Below are 18,923 nucleotides of genomic sequence, written 5' to 3' on the forward strand. Positions count from 1 at the left end.
CTGCGCCTTTTTTATGGAAGTGACATGATGAAAACACTGCAAATTGCTGTCGGGATCATTCGCAACCCGCAAAATCAGATCTTCATTACCCAACGTGCCGCCGATGCGCACATGGCCAACAAATGGGAATTCCCCGGCGGAAAAATCGAATCAGGTGAAACGCCGGAGCAGGCGCTGGTGCGTGAGCTTCAGGAAGAGGTGGGGATCACCCCGCTTGGCGCAACGCTATTCGATAAGCTGGAGTACCAGTTTCCGGATCGTCACATCACGCTGTGGTTCTGGCTGGTTGAAAACTGGGAAGGTGAGCCGTGGGGAAAAGAGGGGCAGCCGGGTAACTGGATTGAGCTTAAGGCCAGCGATGCGGAAAAATTCCCGCCTGCCAATGAGCCTGTGATCCTCCGGCTGGCCGCACAACCGTAGGCCTGCTAAGCGACGCGCCAGCAGGCTTTGAACGTTACTGCTGGTTCTCGCTCCAGTCATCGCTATCCGAGAGATCGCCTTCGCTCGGAATGCGTTTCTCTTCCGCCGCCCATTCGCCCAGGTCTATAAGCTGACAGCGCTTGCAGCAGAATGGGCGAAATGGACTCACTTCTCCCCAGACGACAGTTTTCCCACAGGTTGGGCAGTTTACGGTGGTTACGTCAGACATTGGCACTCCTTAACAACAGGCCAGTTCAAAATCGAGGCGTTCCGGCACGGTGCCATGTTCACTGTCCAGCGGCATAAAGCGGATCGCGAAACGGCTTTTATGTCCGGAAATTTGCGGGTAAAGCTGCTCGCCAAGAGACAGGTTCAGGCGCAGAAGATCGGCGTCGTCGCCGTTATCCTGATAGAAACCGTTGAGACTGGTTTGTTTGCGGAACGGGGCCGAGTTACGCACAAGATCGAGGATCAGGGATAACGTCTGATTCATCGGCTCCAGGCTGCCCAGCCAGCTGTTCACCTGGCGATCGCGCTGTTCCTGCGGCATGTGCAGCCACATATGCAGCGTTGGCAGGTCAAAGCTACAGCATCCGCCCGGTATGCTCAGGCGCTGGCGCACCAGCGCAATCAGACGATCCTCTCGTAAAAACTGGCCAACGCGCGGCGCGGCCATCAGGGTCGTGCTGCTGTTTTTTAGCTGCTTGCGTAAAGCGTCAATTCGACTTTGATCCACGCCCGGTACTTCGGCCCAGGCCTGTAATTTACGCTGCTGGCGCTCCAGCTCTTTCAACAGCTCAGTGCGGACGTCGCCGCGTTCAATCACATCCAGCAGATCGCCCACGTTGCGGAAAAAATGCAGCGCCGTGGCGTGATCGTTGACAGGCAGATGTTGTGAAAGCTGTTGAATAAGAAATTCTATGCGTAGCCAGGTACGCATTTTTTCGTTAAGCGGGTGCTCAAAAAGGATATGAGTCGACATTATGGTTTTTCCTGTGCAACGGCCTGCGCGGCGAAGGTCAGATACTGCGCGTGCAGACGAGCAACATCCGATGCAATGGCATCTGGTGCGCCGTTATTATCAATAACATCATCCGCAATGGCGAGGCGCGCTTCGCGCGTGGCCTGTGCGGCAAGAATTTGTTCAGCATGCTCGCGAGAAACATTGTCACGCGCCATGGTTCTCTGGATTTGCGTTTCGCGGGAAACGTCAATCACCAGTGTTCTGTCTGCTTTATTTTGAAGCTGATTTTCCACCAGTAACGGGACCACCCACAACACATAGGGCGAACTGGCTGCGGCAATCTGACGCTGAGTTTCCTGGTGGATAATGGGGTGGAGCAGGGCATTAAGCCAGGCTTTTTCCGCTGGATCGGAAAATATGCACTCACGCAGCTGCCGACGATTCAGGGTGCCGTCAGCCTGTATCACGGGGCGACCAAAATGCGCTTCGATGGCGTTTAAGGCGGGTGTATTGGGTTCTACCACCTGACGGGCAATGATATCGGCGTCGATAATCGTGATGCCGAGACGAGCAAACGCGTGCGCAACGGTGCTTTTACCACTACCGATGCCGCCGGTTAATGCGACGATATACCCCATTAAATCAGATCCTGGGAATTATTCAGTTTTAAAATCAGTTGCTTAAAATTCAAACTTACAACAGCCAATGTTTAGCTCTCTTTACCCGCTTTTTACCAGGTAAATTTATAGGATTGTAGCGTAAAAAAAGAGAATTTCGCAGTCTTGCGGAGCAGGTATTAGTGCGTATGATAGCGTCACTGGAGTTGTGCTTTTAATATATTTGCCTCTAACCCCAGGAATCCGCACATGCGTATCGAAGAAGATCTGAAGTTAGGTTTCAAAGACGTTCTTATCCGCCCTAAACGCTCTACACTGAAAAGTCGCTCAGACGTTGAACTCGAACGTCAATTCACCTTTAAGCATTCCGGTCAGACGTGGTCTGGCGTGCCGATTATCGCGGCCAACATGGACACCGTCGGAACCTTCGAGATGGCTACCGCACTGGCGCAATTCGACATCCTTACTGCGGTACACAAACACTACAGCGCTGAAGAGTGGGATGCGTTTGTCGCCTCCGCCTCGGCTGACGTGGTGAAGCATGTGATGGTCTCGACCGGTACCTCTGATGCAGATTTCGAGAAAACCAAACAGATCCTGAACGCCAATCCAGCGCTGAATTTTGTCTGCATTGACGTGGCAAATGGTTATTCCGAGCATTTCGTTCAGTTCGTCAGCAAGGCACGTGAGGCCTGGCCAACCAAAACCATCATCGCGGGCAACGTGGTGACCGGTGAAATGTGTGAAGAGCTGATCCTCTCCGGGGCCGACATTGTGAAAGTTGGCATTGGCCCGGGGTCCGTTTGCACCACGCGCGTGAAAACCGGTGTGGGTTATCCGCAGCTGTCTGCGGTAATTGAATGCGCTGACGCTGCGCACGGTCTGGGCGGCCAGATCATCAGCGACGGTGGCTGCACCATGCCAGGCGATGTCGCGAAAGCCTTCGGCGGCGGCGCGGATTTCGTGATGCTCGGCGGCATGCTGGCAGGCCACGAAGAGAGCGGCGGTACCGTGGTGGAAGAGAACGGCGAGAAATTCATGCTGTTCTACGGAATGAGCTCTGAATCCGCGATGACCCGTCACGTGGGCGGTGTCGCGAAATACCGTGCGGCGGAAGGCAAAACCGTTAAGCTGCCACTGCGTGGTCCGGTCGAAAACACGGCGCGCGATATCCTCGGCGGTCTGCGTTCTGCCTGCACCTACGTTGGTGCTTCCCGCCTGAAAGAGCTGACGAAACGCACGACGTTTATCCGCGTTCAGGAGCAGGAAAACCGCGTATTTAATAGCCTCTGACGGCTACGGCTGGCGCGCGTCCGTGCGCCAGCATTACCCCGCGCTCATTGCATCCCCCAGATGGAAAATCGGCAAATACATTGCCACCACCAGCGTGCCAATAATCAGACCCGTCACGACCAGTAGCAAAGGCTCAAGAAGCGCTGCCAGATTGTCTGCCTGCTGAAATGTCTGTTCCGTATGGTGGCGGGCCAGATTCATCAGCATCACATCCAGTGAACCCGACACTTCTCCGGTGCGAATGAGCTGAATACACAGTGGCGTAAAAACAGAGGCCTTCTGGAAGGAGGACCACACGGGCATCCCCTGTTCGATATCGCTGCGTATCTCACGGAGTTTCTCCTGCCAGTAGCCCCTCTCAACGGTCTCCTCCACACTCTCCAGTCCTTGTAAAAAGGCAATTCCGGCCTGCTGGGTTAATGACAGCACGGTAAAAATCTGCCCCAGTTTTTGCCCGCGCGTCAGCGTGCCCATCACCGGTACGTGTAACAAGACATACTGCCAGCGTGGATGCCGCCGCAGCTTACAGGCGATGACAACCATTGCCACGAGCAGGGTCAAAAGGGTGAGGATATGCGCCTGAACCAAGGCCGCCAGCCCCATGACTGCCTGCGTGAGCAAAGGGAGCGGGGTGTTGAACGTTTTGTAGATTGCAGCAAACTCAGGCAAAACCAGCGTGACCATCGCCAGCACCACGAAAACGGCCAGCGTCAGGATGATCAGCGGATAGCGCAGCGCTTTCTTCACCTTCGCACTAAGCTGCTGCTGGGATTTTTGTTGCTGCGCAAGCTGACGGCAGCAGGCTTCGAGCTTACCCGTCAGCTCACCCGTCTTCACCATTGAGACATAAAGAGGGCTAAACACCTCTGGCCATTTCTTCATGGCCTCTGACAGGGCGCAACCTTCGCTCAGGTCATCAGCAAGACTGTGCAGCAGCGCCTGCCAGTGCTGCAAAGGATGCTGTTCCGCCAGCATGTGCAGGCTTTGGGATAGCGTGAGTCCAGCCTGTAGCAGCGTGGCGAGCTGGCGAAAAATATCGTAGCAGTGCTGCACCTGCCATCGGTGGCGCTGCTGACAGCGTTTTAGCGCCAGCGGGTGCAGTTGTTTAAGCACCAGAGCCGTGTAAGCTGCGTCACGGTCGATGGCCCAGAGGGTGCCGGTTTGCACCTCCCCCTCGGTGTTCAGGGCACGCCAGCGCCAGAGCGAATTAGCAGCCATCGGGCATTCCCAGGACGCGCAACAGCTCTTCGAGCGTGGTCAGCCCTTGTTCTACGGCCATGCAGCCATGCTCAAACAAAGAGGTCATTCCCGCCTGACGAGCGCTGGACCCAATCACCTCCGTGCTTGCTCCGCTGGCGATGGCCTGCCGCAGCGTGTCGTCGATGACGAGCACTTCAAAAATGGCTACGCGACCATAAAAACCGTGGTAGCAGCGATCGCAGCCGGTGGGTTGCCAGCGAGGAAGCGGCCGGGGCCACAGCGTGCGGGGTAATTCGGTGTGGCGGCTGGCTTCCTGTCGGCAGTACGGACATAAACGGCGCACCAGTCGCTGGGCAATCACCATCGAGAGCGCCGAAGAGATCATCCAGCGCGCGACGCCCATCTGTTGCAGCCGTACCAGCGTTTCAGTCGTCGAATTAGTATGGAGGGTGGACAGCACCAGATGTCCGGTTTGCGCCGCCTTAATGGCAATTTCTGCCGTTTCGCCGTCACGAATTTCACCCACCATAATGATGTCAGGATCCTGCCTGAGCAGGGCACGCAGCACGCTCTGGAAGGTCAGCCCCGCACGCGGATTAATCTGCGTCTGGTTTAAGCCTGCAAGCGGGATTTCAACGGGATCTTCCACGCTGCAAATATTGACGTCAGGGGTATTTCGCACCTGTAACGCGCTGTACAGCGTCACTGTTTTCCCGCTACCGGTCGGGCCGGTGACCAGAATCAACCCCTGAGGGCTGTTAAGCGCCCCGGCAAAACGGGCCTGCTGGTCTGCGCTCATCCCCAGCTGTTCAAGCTCCAGTGCCTGCTGTACCTGGTGAAGCAGACGAAGCACGATTTTTTCTCCACCGCTACAGGGAAGGGTTGCGATACGAAAAGAGACGGGGACGCTTGCCAGCTCCACCGTAAACTGGCCGTCCTGCGGCAGCCGGCGCTCCGCAATATCCAGTTGACCCAGCACCTTCAGGCGTGCGGCAAGCGTCGTCCCGAGGGTGGCAGAGATCGGCAGTTGCGGGTAGAGAACACCGTCGATTCGCAAACGGATCTGGTAGCCGTGCTCCGTCGGTTCAATATGGATGTCAGAAGCCCGCTGGTTTACTGCCTGCTGCAAGGTTGTACTGAGCACGTCAGCGGCTGAGTTTGGCGCTATGCCCGGCAGGTGTGATGATGAGACGGACTGAAGCCGTTTTTCCATCCGTTCTGCCGTCCAGCACTCAATATCAATGCGCTTCTGCGTGGCGAAGCGTAACGCTTCCATCAGCTCAGAGGCAGGATTACCCACCACCGCAATGCTGATCATATCGGTGTCGCTTGCGAGTAGCAGTGCGTGATGGCGCTGACAGAGCGTCATTAGCTGTTCGGTATTCATTGTCCACTCCTGTCAGTTGTTGTCGAAGCGGAAAACATCTTCACAGGCTTGTCTGAGCGCCGTGTCGGACGCAATTTTGCAGTCACGCGTCCAGCCCGTCATACCGTTACCGTCGCTCCAGATCGGTGTCATGAGCACTTCAAGTCCGTTAAGGCTTTCCTGCCCTGTTAACGATACGGCCCCCTTTGCCACGCTCATCGCTGAAACGTAACGTGTGGTTGTCGGGGAGGGGATGCCATTGGTGCCTGCGTCGCAGCTATCCACACCACCACGATCCAGGGCGCAAAGCTCAATGGCGGTGCGGTAGGGGATGAACGTTTGCAGCATATCGGTGAGCGCCGCTTTTCGCAGGTAGTTCTGATAGGCCGGAACGCCAATGGCGCTCAGGATGGCAATAATGCCAATGACCACCATTAGCTCAATCAGGGTAAATCCTTGTTGTCTGTTCATGTCTGCTCCTTACGTTAAGTGGCGCTACTGTGGCAGTGCCAGCATGCAGAAACGAGGGACAAAAGCGTGAACGTGAAGGGGCTTTCAGGGAAATGATTCAGTGTTGCAGAGAAGGACAGCGTAATTGCGAGCGGTTTCGTATTTCCCCTCTCCGGGCGGAGAGGGGAGGCTAATTTATTTGAAGCGCATCGAGAGGTCGAGGGCGCGGACGTGCTTGGTCAGGGCGCCAACGGAGATGTAATCGACGCCGGTTTCAGCAAATTCGCGGATGGTGTCGAACGTCACGTTGCCGGACACCTCAAGCTGCGCCTGGCCGTTTGTGCGTTTGACCGCTTCACGCATCTGCTCCGTGTCGAAGTTATCGAGCATGATGATGTCAGCCCCCGCTTTAATGGCCTCGTCCAGCTCCTCCAGCGTTTCCACTTCCACTTCGACCGGCACATCCGGATGTAGCCAGAAGGCTTTTTCCACGGCCTGACGCACCGAGCCAGAGGCAATAATGTGGTTCTCTTTGATCAGGAAGGCATCGGATAGCCCCAGACGATGGTTGGCGCCGCCACCGCAGAGTACCGCGTATTTCAGCGCGGTGCGCAGGCCCGGCAGGGTTTTACGGGTATCCAGCAACTGCGTGCGGGTGCCTGCCAGCAGGTCAACGTAGCGGCGTACTTCACTGGCAACGCCAGAGAGCGTTTGCACAAAATTGAGCGCGGTGCGTTCACCGGTCAGCAAGACGCGGGACGGGCCGTCCAGCTCGAACAGTGGCTGATTCGCCGTGACCGCATCACCGTCTTCAACGTGCCATGTTACCTGCACCTCGTCGCCTGCCAGCTGGGTAAAGACCTCCTCAACCCAGCGTTTGCCGCAGAAAACCCCCGCTTCGCGGGTGATGATCACCGCATGCGAGCGTGTCTCTTTTGGCAACAATTGGGCGGTAATATCGTTATCGGCGCTGACGTCGCCGCCGAGATCTTCTTTCAGGGCATGGGCAACGCTTGCCGGGATATCACTATTAATACGTTCCAGAAGCGCGTCACGTCGGTGGTCGGGGTTATAGCGGCGAGGCGGCATGATAAAACTCCAAATTGGTAACGAATCATAATATTGAAACATGCTACTCTGAACCGAGTAACAGCACCATAGATAAGGAGTTCCAGCATGTTGTTAGAAAACGGATGGCTGGTGGACGCGCGGCATGTACCGTCGCCGCACCACGACTGCCGCCCGGAGGATGAAAAGCCCACACTGCTGGTGGTTCACAATATTAGTCTCCCGCCGGGTGAGTTTGGCGGTCCGTGGATCGATGCGTTATTCACTGGAACGATAGATCCCGATGCCCACCCCTTCTTTGCTGAGATTGCGCATCTGCGCGTATCGGCGCACTGTCTGATCCGTCGTGATGGCGAAGTGGTTCAGTATGTTCCTTTTGATAAGCGAGCCTGGCATGCTGGCGTGTCGATGTATCAGGGGCGCGAGCGGTGCAATGATTTCTCCATTGGAATTGAACTGGAAGGAACGGACACCACGCCTTACACCGATGCGCAATATGAGAAACTGGTTGCTGTAACGCAAACGTTAATCGGGCGCTATCCCGCCATTGCAGACAATATTACAGGGCACAGCGACATCGCCCCCGAAAGAAAAACCGACCCCGGCCCGGCGTTTGACTGGTCCCGGTTTCACGCCATGCTTACCACGTCGTCAGATAAGGAGATAACATGACGTTGTTTACCATGCTGCTGGTTATGATCGCTGAACGCCTATTTAAGCTCGGCGAGCACTGGCATCTGGATCATCGGCTGGAGGTGTTATTCCGCCGCATCAGGCATTTTTCCATGCTGCGCACGTTGCTGATGGCGGCAGGCGTGATGGCGATTACGTTCCTGTTGCTGCGCTCGCTTTACGGCCTCTTTTTCAACGTGCCGCTGCTGGTGGTGTGGATCCTGCTCGGCGTGCTGTGTATTGGCGCGGGCAAGGTGCGTTTGCACTATCACGCGTATCTGAAAGCCGCTTCCCGGGATGATGCCCACGCGCGCGGCGCGATGGCGAGCGAGCTGACGATGATCCACGGCGTACCGCCGGACTGCGATGAACGCGAGTTTCTGCGGGAGCTGCAAAACGCGCTGCTGTGGATCAACTTCCGTTACTACCTGGCGCCGCTGTTCTGGTTCGTGGTGGGCGGACCCTGGGGGCCGGTACTGCTGATGGGTTATGCGTTCCTGCGCGCCTGGCAGACCTGGCTTGCCCGCTATCTTACGCCGCATGAACGTCTACAGTCCGGCATTGATGCCATCCTGCACGTGCTCGACTGGCTTCCGGTGCGTCTGGTAGGCGTGGTCTATGCCCTCATCGGTCACGGTGAAAAGGCGCTGCCCGCGTGGTTTGTCTCCCTTGCAGACCGCCATACCTCGCAGTATCAGGTTTTAACCCGACTGGCACAGTTCTCGCTGGCGCGTGAGCCGCACACGGACAAAGTCGCAACGCCAAAAGCTGCCGTCTCGATGGCGAAGAAAACATCCTTTGTGGTGGTGGTGATTGTGGCGCTGCTGACGATTTACGGCACGCTGGTCTAAGCCAGCGCGCCGAAGCTGTTACGGCGTATCCGCAGGCGGGATGCCGAAGTCAGGCATCCCGTTTTCGTTCCAGCGGACGAGTTTCAGGCGAGTATGGCGATTGGGATCGTAAAGCGGATCGCCTTCAATTGCAGTGTAGTTTCGCGCGTGGTAGACCAGCACATCTTCGCCTTCCGGCGTCTGCGTAAAGCTGTTATGGCCTGGCCCATACTGACGGTTTTCGTAGCTGGTGACGAACACCGGGCGCGGGGATTTATGCCAGTTAGCCGGGTTTTGCGGATCGGCATTCAGGTCTGCCCACAGTAATCCCATGCAGTAGTTCTCGTCGGTGGCGCTGGCGGAATAGCTGATAAACAGCTTATCGCCATGGAACAGCACCGCCGGGCCTTCGTTGACCCAGAACCCACGGCACTCCCAGTCATATTCCGGTTTACTGAGCATCACCGGCTCGCCTTTCAGCGTCCACGGATTTTCCATTTCACACAGGTAAAGATTGGAGTTACCGGAAATATCCGGAGCTTTTTGCGCCCACAGATACCAGCGTTTACCCTGATGAACAAAGGTGGTGGCATCCAGCGCGAAGGTGTCAAACGGGGTTTTGATTTGCCCTTTTTCCACCCACGTACCGGTAAGCGGATCGCGATCTGCGCATTCAATGGCAAACATTCGATGCTGGAACATCCCGAGCTGATCGAGCGCCTGGGTATGCGTGGCGGCAAAATAGATGTACCACCTGCCGTCGATATGATGCAGCTCCGGCGCCCAGATCAGCTGGCTCATCGGGCCGGTGTCGGGCTTGCGCCAGACAACCACCTCTTCGGCATCGCGTAAACCTTCCAGCGAGTCCGCGCGGCGGATCGCCAGCCGATCGTACTCTGGTACGGAGGCGATAAAGTAATATTGCCCATCGTGACGCAGGATATACGGGTCGGCGCGTTGTTCAATAAACGGGTTTGGCCAGGTTTGCATTCGGCTTTCCTTATTTAGTCTCAGCGGCTTTGAGTTCCTGATAATCGTTCAGCTCGCGATAGTTGGTGCGACGCTTTTCCAGATCGGACTGGATCTGCTTCATGGTCTCACGGTCCACTTTCAGCAGACGTACTACGCCCGCGGTAATTAAGTATCCAATGCCGGGAATGACGGTAAACAGCAGCACGATCCCGTTGATGGCGTCCGCGCTCTGCGCTTTTGCGCCCGCGTCGTAGCCGTACCAGGAGAGCAGGAAGCCGACCATTGCCCCGGCAATCGCCAGACCCAGCTTCAGGAAGAAGATGTTGCCGGAGAAGCTGATCCCGGTGATGCGTTTCCCGGTTTTCCATTCACCGTAGTCGTCCACGTCGGCCATCAGCGACCAGTGCAGCGGTGACGGGATCTGGTGCAGGATGTTCAGCAGGACGTAGAGCACGACAATGGTTGTCGTCGCTTTCGGGTCGAAGAAGTAAAAGGCGGTTGAGAAAATCGCCAGCACGATGTTGGTCCAGAAGAAGACCTTCAGCTTACACCAGCGGTCGGTCAGCACTTTCGCCAGCATACTGCCGAACATCATGCCGACCACGCCCAGGCTGATAAACAGCGTGGCGAAATGGGTGCTTTGCCCCATGACCCAGGTGACGTAATACATGGTGGCCGCCATGCGGATAAAGCCAGGGCAGACGTTGCACAGGGTTAACAGCAGGATCCGCACCCACTGGTCGTTCTTCCACACGTCTTTCAGGTCGTTTTTCAGTTCGTCATGGGTTTGCACCGCCGGACGCACGCGCTCGCGCACCGTGGCGAAGCAGAACAGGAACATGCAGGTACCAATCAGCGCCAGCACGGTCATCGCCATCTGGTAGCCTTTGGCTTTGTTATCCCCACCGAACCAGTCGGCCATCGGCAGGAGCGTCAGCGACAGCAGCAGCGTGGCGATACCAACCATAACAAAACGGTAGGACTGGCAGGCAACGCGCTCTTTCGGGTCGTTGGTGATCACGCCGCCGAGCGAGCAGTACGGAATGTTGATGGCGGTATAGGTCAGCGACAGCAGGAAGTAGGTGACAAAGGCATAGATAACTTTGCTGTTATAGCTCCAGTCAGGCGTGGTAAACATCAGGATGCTGAACAGCGCGTAGGGGAAGGCAATCCACAGCAGCCATGGACGAAACCGGCCATATTTGCTGCGGGTACGGTCGGCAATCGCGCCCATAATTGGGTCCGTGACGGCATCAATGACGCGTACGGACAGGAGTAAAACGCCAACCAGTGCAGGAGCCAGACCAAAAATATCCGTATAAAAGTAGTTAACAAATAACATGATGGCGCCAAAGATAATGTTGCATCCGGCGTCACCCATGCCATAGCCGATCTTTTCTTTTACTGACAGTTTGTTGTTATTCATCGACAGCTCTCCGGGTTTCGGTATGGAGAGAATTATTCGCTGGCAAACGAATATATGCGTTGCAATATAAAGGCGGTGATATGGAGGATTTTGCTGTGGGCGCGAATTTGTGAGGAAGGTAACAAGACGCTGTACCCGCAACCGCGAGTACAGCGAGAAAACACTTAGTGCGCTTTCACCGTTTTGGCATTTTTCTGTTTCACCATATAGCCCACGCCGAGGATCGCAATCCAGACCGGGATCAGGTAGACGGAAATCGCCATGCCTGGGGTGATGAGCATGATGACCAGCACAGCTGCCATGAACAGCAGGCAAACCCAGTTCCCCAGCGGATAGAGCAGGGCAGGGAAGCGCGTGGTTACGCCCTGCTGGTGCTTGGCGCGGCGGAACTTGATGTGCGCGAGGCTAATCATCGCCCAGTTAATCACCAGCGCGGAAACCACCAGCGCCATCAGCAGACCGAAGGCAGATTCCGGTGCCAGGTAGTTAATCAGAACGCACAGCGCCGTCACGACCGCCGACACGATGATGGTATTAACCGGTACGCCACGCTTATCAACGGTAAGCAGCGCTTTCGGTGCGTTGCCCTGTTGCGCCAGGCCGAACAGCATACGGCTGTTGCAGTAAACGCAGCTGTTATAAACGGAGAGCGCGGCGGTCAGCACCACGACGTTGAGCGCGTTCGCCACGAAGGTGTCGCCCAGCTCGTGGAAGATGAGCACAAACGGGCTGGTATCCGCCGTCACGCGCGTCCATGGCAGCAGGGAGAGCAGGACCGCCAGGGAGCCCACATAGAAGATCAGAATACGGTAGATAACCTGGTTTGTGGCTTTCGGGATGCTCTGCTCCGGGTTGTCGGCTTCCGCGGCGGTGATGCCCACCAGCTCCAGACCGCCGAAGGAGAACATGATTATTGCCATCATCATCACCAGACCGGTCATGCCGTGCGGCAGGAACCCGCCTTGCTCCCAAAGGTTGCGCACGGTGGCCTGCGGACCGCCGTTGCCGCTGAACAGCAGCCAGCCGCCGAAGATGATCATCGCTACAACGGCAATCACTTTGATGATGGCAAACCAGAACTCCATCTCACCAAACACTTTTACGTTGGTCAGGTTAATGGCATTGATAATGACGAAGAAGGCCGCCGCAGACGCCCAGGTGGGGATCTCCGGGTACCAGAACTGAATGTATTTCCCAACGGCGGTCAGCTCGGCCATGGCAACCAGAACGTACAGAACCCAGTAGTTCCACCCCGAGGCGAAACCTGCGAAGCTGCCCCAGTATTTATAGGCGAAGTGGCTGAATGAGCCTGCGACCGGCTCCTCAACAACCATTTCACCTAACTGGCGCATAATCAGAAATGCAATAAAACCCGCAATCGCGTACCCCAGAATAATGCCCGGACCGGCAGACTGGATAACCGATGCACTGCCCAGAAACAGGCCAGTACCAATAGCACCGCCCAGGGCGATGAGCTGAATATGGCGGTTTTTAAGGCCGCGCTTTAGCTGATCGCCATGCTGTTGAGCTTCCATTTGAAACCTCGTGTGTGGTTGTTATGTTCACGCTGTGCGTGTGTAATTATGAAAGTCCATATTCTGTATTTATTTCTTTACGGTTAACGATACCGAAAAAAGCGGAGATGGCTTCCGTTAGCGCAAGAATAGTGGTAAGCGCCAGCGAATGCACCTGCTTTATGAAGGGATGAAGACGACTTGAATAAAAAGAAACCAATTGTAAATCGGTACGTTAACCCCTCATACCCCAACCTATAGAATAGAAATGCGTCAGAAGAGGGCGAATTTTCATTTTTTGCCTTGTTGAATCGCTTCAGATTGCAAAAACCCTCGTTTCATTATGGTTAAAACTGCCTCTTTGGTAGTAACCATTTCATTTGTGCAAAGTTACATTCCTGAAACGTTAGTTCTGTAAGGTTGTTAAAATGTGCCGGGTTTACTGATTTCAATCAAAACCAATATGGACAGAAGGTGAATACTTTGTTACTTTAGCGATACGAACATGAAATTGGTAAGACCAATTGACTCCGGGCAAAAAGGCGTAAGACAGGGAATATGGCCTACAGCAAAATTCGCCAACCAAAACTTTCCGATGTGATTGAGCAGCAGCTGGAGTTTTTGATTCTCGAAGGGACACTGCGCCCGGGCGAGAAACTCCCGCCAGAACGCGAGCTGGCAAAACAGTTCGACGTTTCACGCCCCTCTCTGCGTGAGGCGATTCAACGTCTCGAAGCAAAGGGCCTGTTGCTCCGTCGCCAGGGTGGCGGAACCTTTGTGCAAAACAGCCTGTGGCAGAGCTTCAGCGACCCGCTGGTAGAACTTCTCTCTGACCACCCAGAATCCCAGTTTGATCTGCTTGAGACCCGTCACGCGCTGGAAGGTATCGCGGCTTATTACGCCGCCCTTCGCAGCACTGATGAAGACCGCGTACGTATTCGCGAGCTGCATCAGGCCATTGAACGGGCACAGCAGTCCGGCGATTTAGACGCCGAGTCCAATGCCGTCGTCCAGTATCAAATTGCCGTCACCGAAGCGGCGCACAACGTGGTGCTCCTCCATCTGCTACGCTGCATGGAGCCGATGCTGGCCCAGAACGTTCGTCAGAATTTTGAATTGTTGTATGCCCGTCGGGAGATGCTCCCGCTGGTAAGCAACCATCGCACCCGAGTATTCGAGGCGATAATGGCCGGGGAACCGGAGCAGGCGCGCGAAGCGTCGCACCGCCATCTGGCTTTCATTGAGGAAATCTTGCTGGACCGCAGCCGTGAACAATCGCGTCGCGAACGTTCATTACGCCGCATACAGCAACGAAAGGATTAAGCGCCAGGTACTTTTAGAGCGCGGCAACTAAACGCAGAACCTGTCTTATTGTGTTTTCTGGCGAAAATACAATGGGACAGGTTCCAGACAAATCAACGTATTAGATAGATAAGGAATACCCCCATGTCAGAACGTCTCCAAAATGACGTGGATCCGATCGAAACTCGCGACTGGCTACAGGCGATCGAATCGGTCATCCGTGAAGAAGGTGTTGAGCGCGCTCAGTATCTGATTGATCAGCTGCTTTCAGAAGCACGCAAAGGCGGCGTGAAAGTGGCTTCAGGTGCAGGGGCTAGCAACTACGTAAACACGATTGCCGTCGAAGACGAACCGGAATACCCGGGCAATCTGGATCTGGAACGCCGTATCCGTTCTGCTATCCGCTGGAACGCCATCATGACCGTTCTGCGCGCATCCAAGAAGGACCTGGAACTGGGTGGCCACATGGCGTCCTTCCAGTCTTCTGCGACCATTTACGAAGTGTGCTTCAACCACTTCTTCCGTGCAGCTAACGAGAAAGATGGCGGCGATCTGGTGTACTTCCAGGGCCACATCTCTCCGGGCATCTATGCACGTGCCTTCCTGGAAGGTCGTCTGACTGAAGAGCAGATGAACAACTTCCGTCAGGAAGTTCACGGTAAGGGTCTGTCTTCTTACCCGCACCCTAAACTGATGCCTGAGTTCTGGCAGTTCCCGACCGTATCTATGGGTCTGGGTCCAATCGGTGCGATCTATCAGGCTAAATTCCTGAAGTACCTGGAACACCGTGGTCTGAAAGACACCTCTGAGCAGACCGTTTACGCCTTCCTGGGCGACGGTGAAATGGATGAGCCAGAATCTAAAGGCGCGATAACCATCGCGACCCGTGAGAAGCTGGACAACCTGTGCTTCATCATCAACTGTAACCTGCAACGTCTGGATGGTCCGGTAACCGGTAACGGCAAGATCATCAACGAACTGGAAGGCATCTTCGCAGGTGCTGGCTGGAACGTGATCAAAGTGATGTGGGGCGGTCGTTGGGATGAGCTGCTGCGTAAAGACACCAGCGGTAAACTGATCCAGCTGATGAACGAAACCGTTGACGGCGACTACCAGACCTTCAAATCCAAAGACGGTGCCTACGTTCGTGAGCACTTCTTCGGCAAATATCCTGAAACCGCAGCCCTGGTTGCAGACTGGACTGACGAGCAGATCTGGGCGCTGAACCGCGGTGGTCACGATCCGAAGAAAGTTTACGCTGCACTGAAAAAAGCGCGTGAAACCAAAGGTAAAGCGACTGTGATCCTGGCCCACACCATCAAAGGTTACGGCATGGGTGATACCGCAGAAGGTAAAAACATCGCTCACCAGGTTAAGAAAATGAACATGGACGGCGTGCGTTATATCCGCGACCGTTTCAACGTTCCAGTGACCGATGAGCAGGTAGAAAAACTGTCTTACATCACCTTCCCGGAAGGTTCTGAAGAGCACAAGTACCTGCACGAACGTCGTCAGGCGCTGAAAGGCTACCTGCCTGCTCGTCAGCCTAACTTCACCGAGAAGCTGGAACTGCCAGCGCTGGAAGATTTCTCTCAGCTGCTGGAAGAGCAGAACAAAGAGATCTCTACCACTATCGCTTTCGTTCGTGCCCTGAACGTGATGCTGAAGAACAAGTCGATCAAAGATCGTCTGGTTCCAATCATCGCCGACGAAGCGCGTACTTTCGGTATGGAAGGTCTGTTCCGTCAGATCGGTATCTACAGCCCGAACGGTCAGCAGTACACCCCGCAGGACCGTGAGCAGGTTGCATACTACAAAGAAGACGAGAAAGGTCAGATCCTTCAGGAAGGTATCAACGAACTGGGTGCAGGCGCATCCTGGCTGGCTGCTGCGACTTCTTACAGCACCAATAACCTGCCGATGATCCCGTTCTACATCTACTACTCCATGTTCGGGTTCCAGCGTATCGGTGACCTGTGCTGGCAGGCAGGCGACCAGCAGGCTCGCGGCTTCCTGATCGGTGGTACTTCTGGTCGTACGACCCTGAACGGTGAAGGTCTACAGCACGAAGATGGTCACAGCCACATTCAGTCTCTGACTATCCCTAACTGTATCTCTTACGACCCGTCTTACGCGTACGAAGTGGCAGTCATCATGCATGACGGCTTGCAGCGCATGTACGGTGAAGCGCAAGAGAATATTTACTACTACATCACCACCCTGAACGAAAACTACCACATGCCGGCAATGCCAGCAGGTGCCGAGGAAGGTATCCGTAAAGGTATCTACAAACTCGAAACCATCGAAGGTAGCAAAGGTAAAGTTCAGCTGCTGGGCTCCGGTTCTATCCTGCGTCACGTTCGTGAAGCAGCGCAGATCCTGGCGAAAGACTACGGTGTGGGTTCCGATGTGTACTCTGTTACCTCCTTCACTGAACTGGCGCGTGATGGCCAGGATTGTGAGCGCTGGAACATGCTGCACCCAATGGAAACCCCACGCGTTCCGTACATCGCTCAGGTGATGAACGACGCGCCAGCGGTGGCGTCTACTGACTATATGAAACTGTTCGCTGAGCAGGTTCGTACTTACGTTCCAGCTGATGATTATCGCGTACTGGGTACTGACGGCTTCGGTCGTTCTGACAGCCGCGAAAACCTGCGTCACCACTTCGAAGTTGATGCTTCCTACGTGGTAGTAGCAGCACTGGGCGAACTGGCTAAACGTGGCGAAATCGATAAGAAAGTGGTTGCAGACGCAATCACCAAATTCAACATCGATGCAGATAAAGTTAACCCGCGTCTGGCGTAAGAGGTAAAAGAATAATGGCTATCGAAATCAATGTACCGGACATCGGGGCTGATGAAGTTGAAATCACCGAGATCCTGGTCAAAGTGGGCGACAAAGTTGAAGCTGAACAGTCGCTGATCACCGTAGAAGGCGACAAAGCTTCTATGGAAGTCCCGTCTCCTCAGGCTGGCATCGTTAAAGAGATCAAAGTCTCTGTTGGCGATAAAACCGAGACCGGTAAACTGATCATGATTTTCGATTCCGCCGACGGTGCAGCAGCAGCTGCACCTGCGCAGGAAGAGAAGAAAGAAGCCGCTCCTGCTGCTGCTCCAGCAGCGGCCGCGGCAGCGAAAGAAGTGAACGTGCCTGACATCGGCGGTGACGAAGTTGAAGTCACTGAAATCCTGGTGAAAGTGGGCGATACCGTTGCGGCCGAGCAGTCACTGATCACCGTAGAAGGCGACAAAGCCTCTATGGAAGTGCCGGCACCGTTCGCGGGTACCGTTAAAGAGATCAAGATCAACACCGGCGACAAAGTGTCTACGGGTTCCCTGATCATGATTTTCGAAGTGGCGGGCGCTGAAGGCGCTGCGGCTCCAGCGAAAGCGGAAGCTGCTCCGGCTCCGGCTGCTGCACCAGCGGCTGCTGGCGGCGTGAAAGACGTTAACGTACCGGACATCGGCGGTGACGAAGTTGAAGTGACCGAAGTGATGGTAAAAGTGGGCGACAAAGTTGCCGCTGAACAGTCACTGATCACCGTTGAAGGCGACAAAGCTTCTATGGAAGTGCCTGCGCCGTTCGCCGGTACCGTTAAAGAGATCAAAATCAACACCGGCGACAAAGTATCTACCGGCTCTCTGATCATGGTCTTCGAAGTGGAAGGCGCAGCACCTGCCGCCGCTCCAGCTGCCGCGGCTGCTCCGGCACCGGCTGCTGCACCGGCTCAGGCTGCTAAACCGGCTGCTGCCCCTGCTGCTAAAGCAGAAAAATCTGAGTTCGCTGAAAACGACGCTTACGTCCACGCGACTCCGCTGATTCGTCGCCTGGCGCGCGAATTCGGTGTGAACCTGGCGAAAGTGAAGGGCACTGGTCGTAAAGGCCGTATCCTGCGCGAAGACGTTCAGGCTTACGTGAAAGATGCGGTGAAACGCGCCGAAGCTGCACCTGCTGCTGCCGGTGGCGGTATCCCGGGCATGCTGCCATGGCCGAAAGTGGACTTCAGCAAGTTCGGTGAAATCGAAGAAGTGGAACTGGGCCGTATCCAGAAAATCTCGGGTGCTAACCTGAGCCGTAACTGGGTAATGATCCCGCACGTTACCCACTTCGATAAGACCGATATCACCGATCTGGAAGCGTTCCGTAAACAGCAGAACGCCGAAGCTGAGAAGCGTAAGCTGGACGTGAAGTTCACTCCAGTGGTCTTCATCATGAAAGCGGTTGCCGCTGCCCTTGAGCAGATGCCTCGCTTCAACAGCTCCCTGTCCGAAGACGGCCAGAAGCTGACGCTGAAGAAGTACATCAACATCGGTGTTGCGGTTGATACGCCAAATGGTCTGGTTGTTCCGGTCTTCAAAGACGTGAACAAGAAGAGCGTCACTGAGCTGTCCCGTGAACTGACCACCATCTCCAAAAAAGCGCGTGATGGTAAGCTGACTGCCGGCGAAATGCAGGGCGGCTGCTTCACTATCTCCAGCATCGGCGGCCTGGGTACCACCCACTTCGCGCCGATTGTGAACGCGCCGGAAGTGGCTATCCTCGGTGTGTCCAAGTCCGCGATGGAGCCGGTGTGGAATGGCAAAGAGTTCGTGCCGCGTCTGATGATGCCAATCTCTCTGTCCTTCGACCACCGCGTGATCGACGGGGCTGATGGTGCGCGTTTCATCACCATCATCAACAACATGCTGAGCGACATTCGCCGCCTGGTGATGTAATCGAAAAGCCGGCCAGTCGGCCGGCTTTTTTCTGATAATCTCATGGGGTTTTTGAGGTTATTGGTGAAAGCGATAATTCGTGAGCCGTTTGTTGTTTCAAAATTGTTAACA

At 55.2% G+C, this 18,923-nt stretch carries 17 protein-coding genes; 7 read left to right on the plus strand and 10 right to left on the minus strand.

All coding sequences use genetic code 11. The features are described 5' to 3' along the window. The first annotated feature begins 27 nt into the window (after positions 1-27). Complete coding sequence (gene mutT, locus AC4OVU_RS04320) at positions 28-420, plus strand: 8-oxo-dGTP diphosphatase MutT (RefSeq protein WP_047062368.1); 393 nt, start codon at positions 28-30, stop codon at positions 418-420. Positions 421-454: 34 nt separating this feature from the next. On the opposite strand, the gene yacG is transcribed toward mutT, so the two are convergent. From yacG to coaE, 3 genes are read right to left on the minus strand one after another with little or no spacing between them, the layout of a single operon-like run. Next, positions 455-649 (minus strand): DNA gyrase inhibitor YacG, encoded by a 195-nt coding sequence (gene yacG, locus AC4OVU_RS04325; RefSeq protein ID WP_003856332.1) that lies wholly within the window; start codon positions 647-649, stop codon positions 455-457. A 9-nt stretch (positions 650-658) separates the two neighbouring features. Further along, positions 659-1,402 (minus strand): cell division protein ZapD, encoded by a 744-nt coding sequence (gene zapD / locus AC4OVU_RS04330; RefSeq protein ID WP_017383779.1) that lies wholly within the window; start codon positions 1,400-1,402, stop codon positions 659-661. Then, a complete protein-coding gene (gene coaE / locus AC4OVU_RS04335) occupies positions 1,402-2,022 on the minus strand; it encodes a dephospho-CoA kinase (protein ID WP_015572677.1) in 621 nt (206 codons plus the stop codon). Before coaE ends, zapD begins: the two co-directional genes overlap by 1 nt. A gap of 228 nt (positions 2,023-2,250) precedes the next feature. Here coaE and AC4OVU_RS04340 point away from each other — a divergent pair, with 228 nt between their 5' ends. Further along, a complete protein-coding gene (locus tag AC4OVU_RS04340; RefSeq protein WP_017383777.1) occupies positions 2,251-3,294 on the plus strand; it encodes a GMP reductase in 1,044 nt (347 codons plus the stop codon). Between the two features lie 33 nt (positions 3,295-3,327). Here the strand turns inward: AC4OVU_RS04340 and hofC are convergent, their stop codons facing one another. The 4 genes from hofC to nadC all read right to left on the minus strand — a co-directional run bounded on the left by hofC (position 3,328) and on the right by nadC (position 7,399). Further along, positions 3,328-4,512 carry a protein transport protein HofC gene (gene hofC / locus AC4OVU_RS04345; RefSeq protein WP_017694511.1) on the minus strand — a complete coding sequence of 395 codons (1,185 nt, stop codon included), beginning with the start codon at positions 4,510-4,512 and terminating at the stop codon, positions 3,328-3,330. Further along, positions 4,502-5,881 carry a type II secretion system protein GspE gene (gene gspE, locus AC4OVU_RS04350; protein WP_032670555.1) on the minus strand — a complete coding sequence of 460 codons (1,380 nt, stop codon included), beginning with the start codon at positions 5,879-5,881 and terminating at the stop codon, positions 4,502-4,504. Before gspE ends, hofC begins: the two co-directional genes overlap by 11 nt. Positions 5,882-5,893: 12 nt before the next feature. Continuing rightward, the gene (gene ppdD / locus AC4OVU_RS04355; protein ID WP_015572680.1) at positions 5,894-6,331 is read right to left on the minus strand and encodes a prepilin peptidase-dependent pilin; all 438 of its coding nucleotides are present in this window, start codon (positions 6,329-6,331) and stop codon (positions 5,894-5,896) included. A 174-nt stretch (positions 6,332-6,505) separates the two neighbouring features. Further along, the gene (gene nadC / locus AC4OVU_RS04360; protein WP_015572681.1) at positions 6,506-7,399 is read right to left on the minus strand and encodes a carboxylating nicotinate-nucleotide diphosphorylase; all 894 of its coding nucleotides are present in this window, start codon (positions 7,397-7,399) and stop codon (positions 6,506-6,508) included. Positions 7,400-7,486: 87 nt separating this feature from the next. Between nadC and ampD the strand changes: the two genes are divergently transcribed. After that, positions 7,487-8,050 (plus strand): 1,6-anhydro-N-acetylmuramyl-L-alanine amidase AmpD, encoded by a 564-nt coding sequence (gene ampD, locus AC4OVU_RS04365; RefSeq protein ID WP_017694507.1) that lies wholly within the window; start codon positions 7,487-7,489, stop codon positions 8,048-8,050. Next, positions 8,047-8,901: a beta-lactamase regulator AmpE gene (gene ampE / locus AC4OVU_RS04370; RefSeq protein ID WP_003856320.1), complete on the plus strand. Its 855-nt coding sequence runs from the start codon at positions 8,047-8,049 to the stop codon at positions 8,899-8,901. The genes ampD and ampE overlap by 4 nt, the downstream gene beginning before the upstream one ends. An 18-nt stretch (positions 8,902-8,919) precedes the next feature. Here the strand turns inward: ampE and AC4OVU_RS04375 are convergent, their stop codons facing one another. From AC4OVU_RS04375 to aroP, 3 genes are all read right to left on the minus strand, one after another. After that, the gene (locus tag AC4OVU_RS04375) at positions 8,920-9,870 is read right to left on the minus strand and encodes a glycoside hydrolase family 43 protein (RefSeq protein WP_047062347.1); all 951 of its coding nucleotides are present in this window, start codon (positions 9,868-9,870) and stop codon (positions 8,920-8,922) included. Between the two features lie 10 nt (positions 9,871-9,880). After that, positions 9,881-11,278 carry a glycoside-pentoside-hexuronide (GPH):cation symporter gene (locus AC4OVU_RS04380; RefSeq protein ID WP_039271703.1) on the minus strand — a complete coding sequence of 466 codons (1,398 nt, stop codon included), beginning with the start codon at positions 11,276-11,278 and terminating at the stop codon, positions 9,881-9,883. 164 nt (positions 11,279-11,442) lie between these two features. After that, entirely contained in the window at positions 11,443-12,813 is a 1,371-nt protein-coding gene (gene aroP, locus AC4OVU_RS04385; protein WP_015572685.1) for an aromatic amino acid transporter AroP, read from the minus strand. Positions 12,814-13,350: 537 nt separating this feature from the next. Here aroP and pdhR point away from each other — a divergent pair. The 3 genes from pdhR to aceF all read left to right on the plus strand — a co-directional run bounded on the left by pdhR (position 13,351) and on the right by aceF (position 18,812). Further along, complete coding sequence (gene pdhR / locus AC4OVU_RS04390) at positions 13,351-14,115, plus strand: pyruvate dehydrogenase complex transcriptional repressor PdhR (RefSeq protein WP_015572686.1); 765 nt, start codon at positions 13,351-13,353, stop codon at positions 14,113-14,115. Between the two features lie 123 nt (positions 14,116-14,238). Continuing rightward, entirely contained in the window at positions 14,239-16,902 is a 2,664-nt protein-coding gene (aceE, locus tag AC4OVU_RS04395) for a pyruvate dehydrogenase (acetyl-transferring), homodimeric type (protein WP_003856315.1), read from the plus strand. Positions 16,903-16,916: 14 nt separating this feature from the next. Further along, on the plus strand, positions 16,917-18,812 hold the full coding sequence (aceF, locus tag AC4OVU_RS04400) for a pyruvate dehydrogenase complex dihydrolipoyllysine-residue acetyltransferase (protein ID WP_017694504.1): 1,896 nt from the start codon (positions 16,917-16,919) through the stop codon (positions 18,810-18,812). Positions 18,813-18,923: the final 111 nt, after the last annotated feature.

The organism is Enterobacter sp. 6722112 (assembly GCF_058661685.1).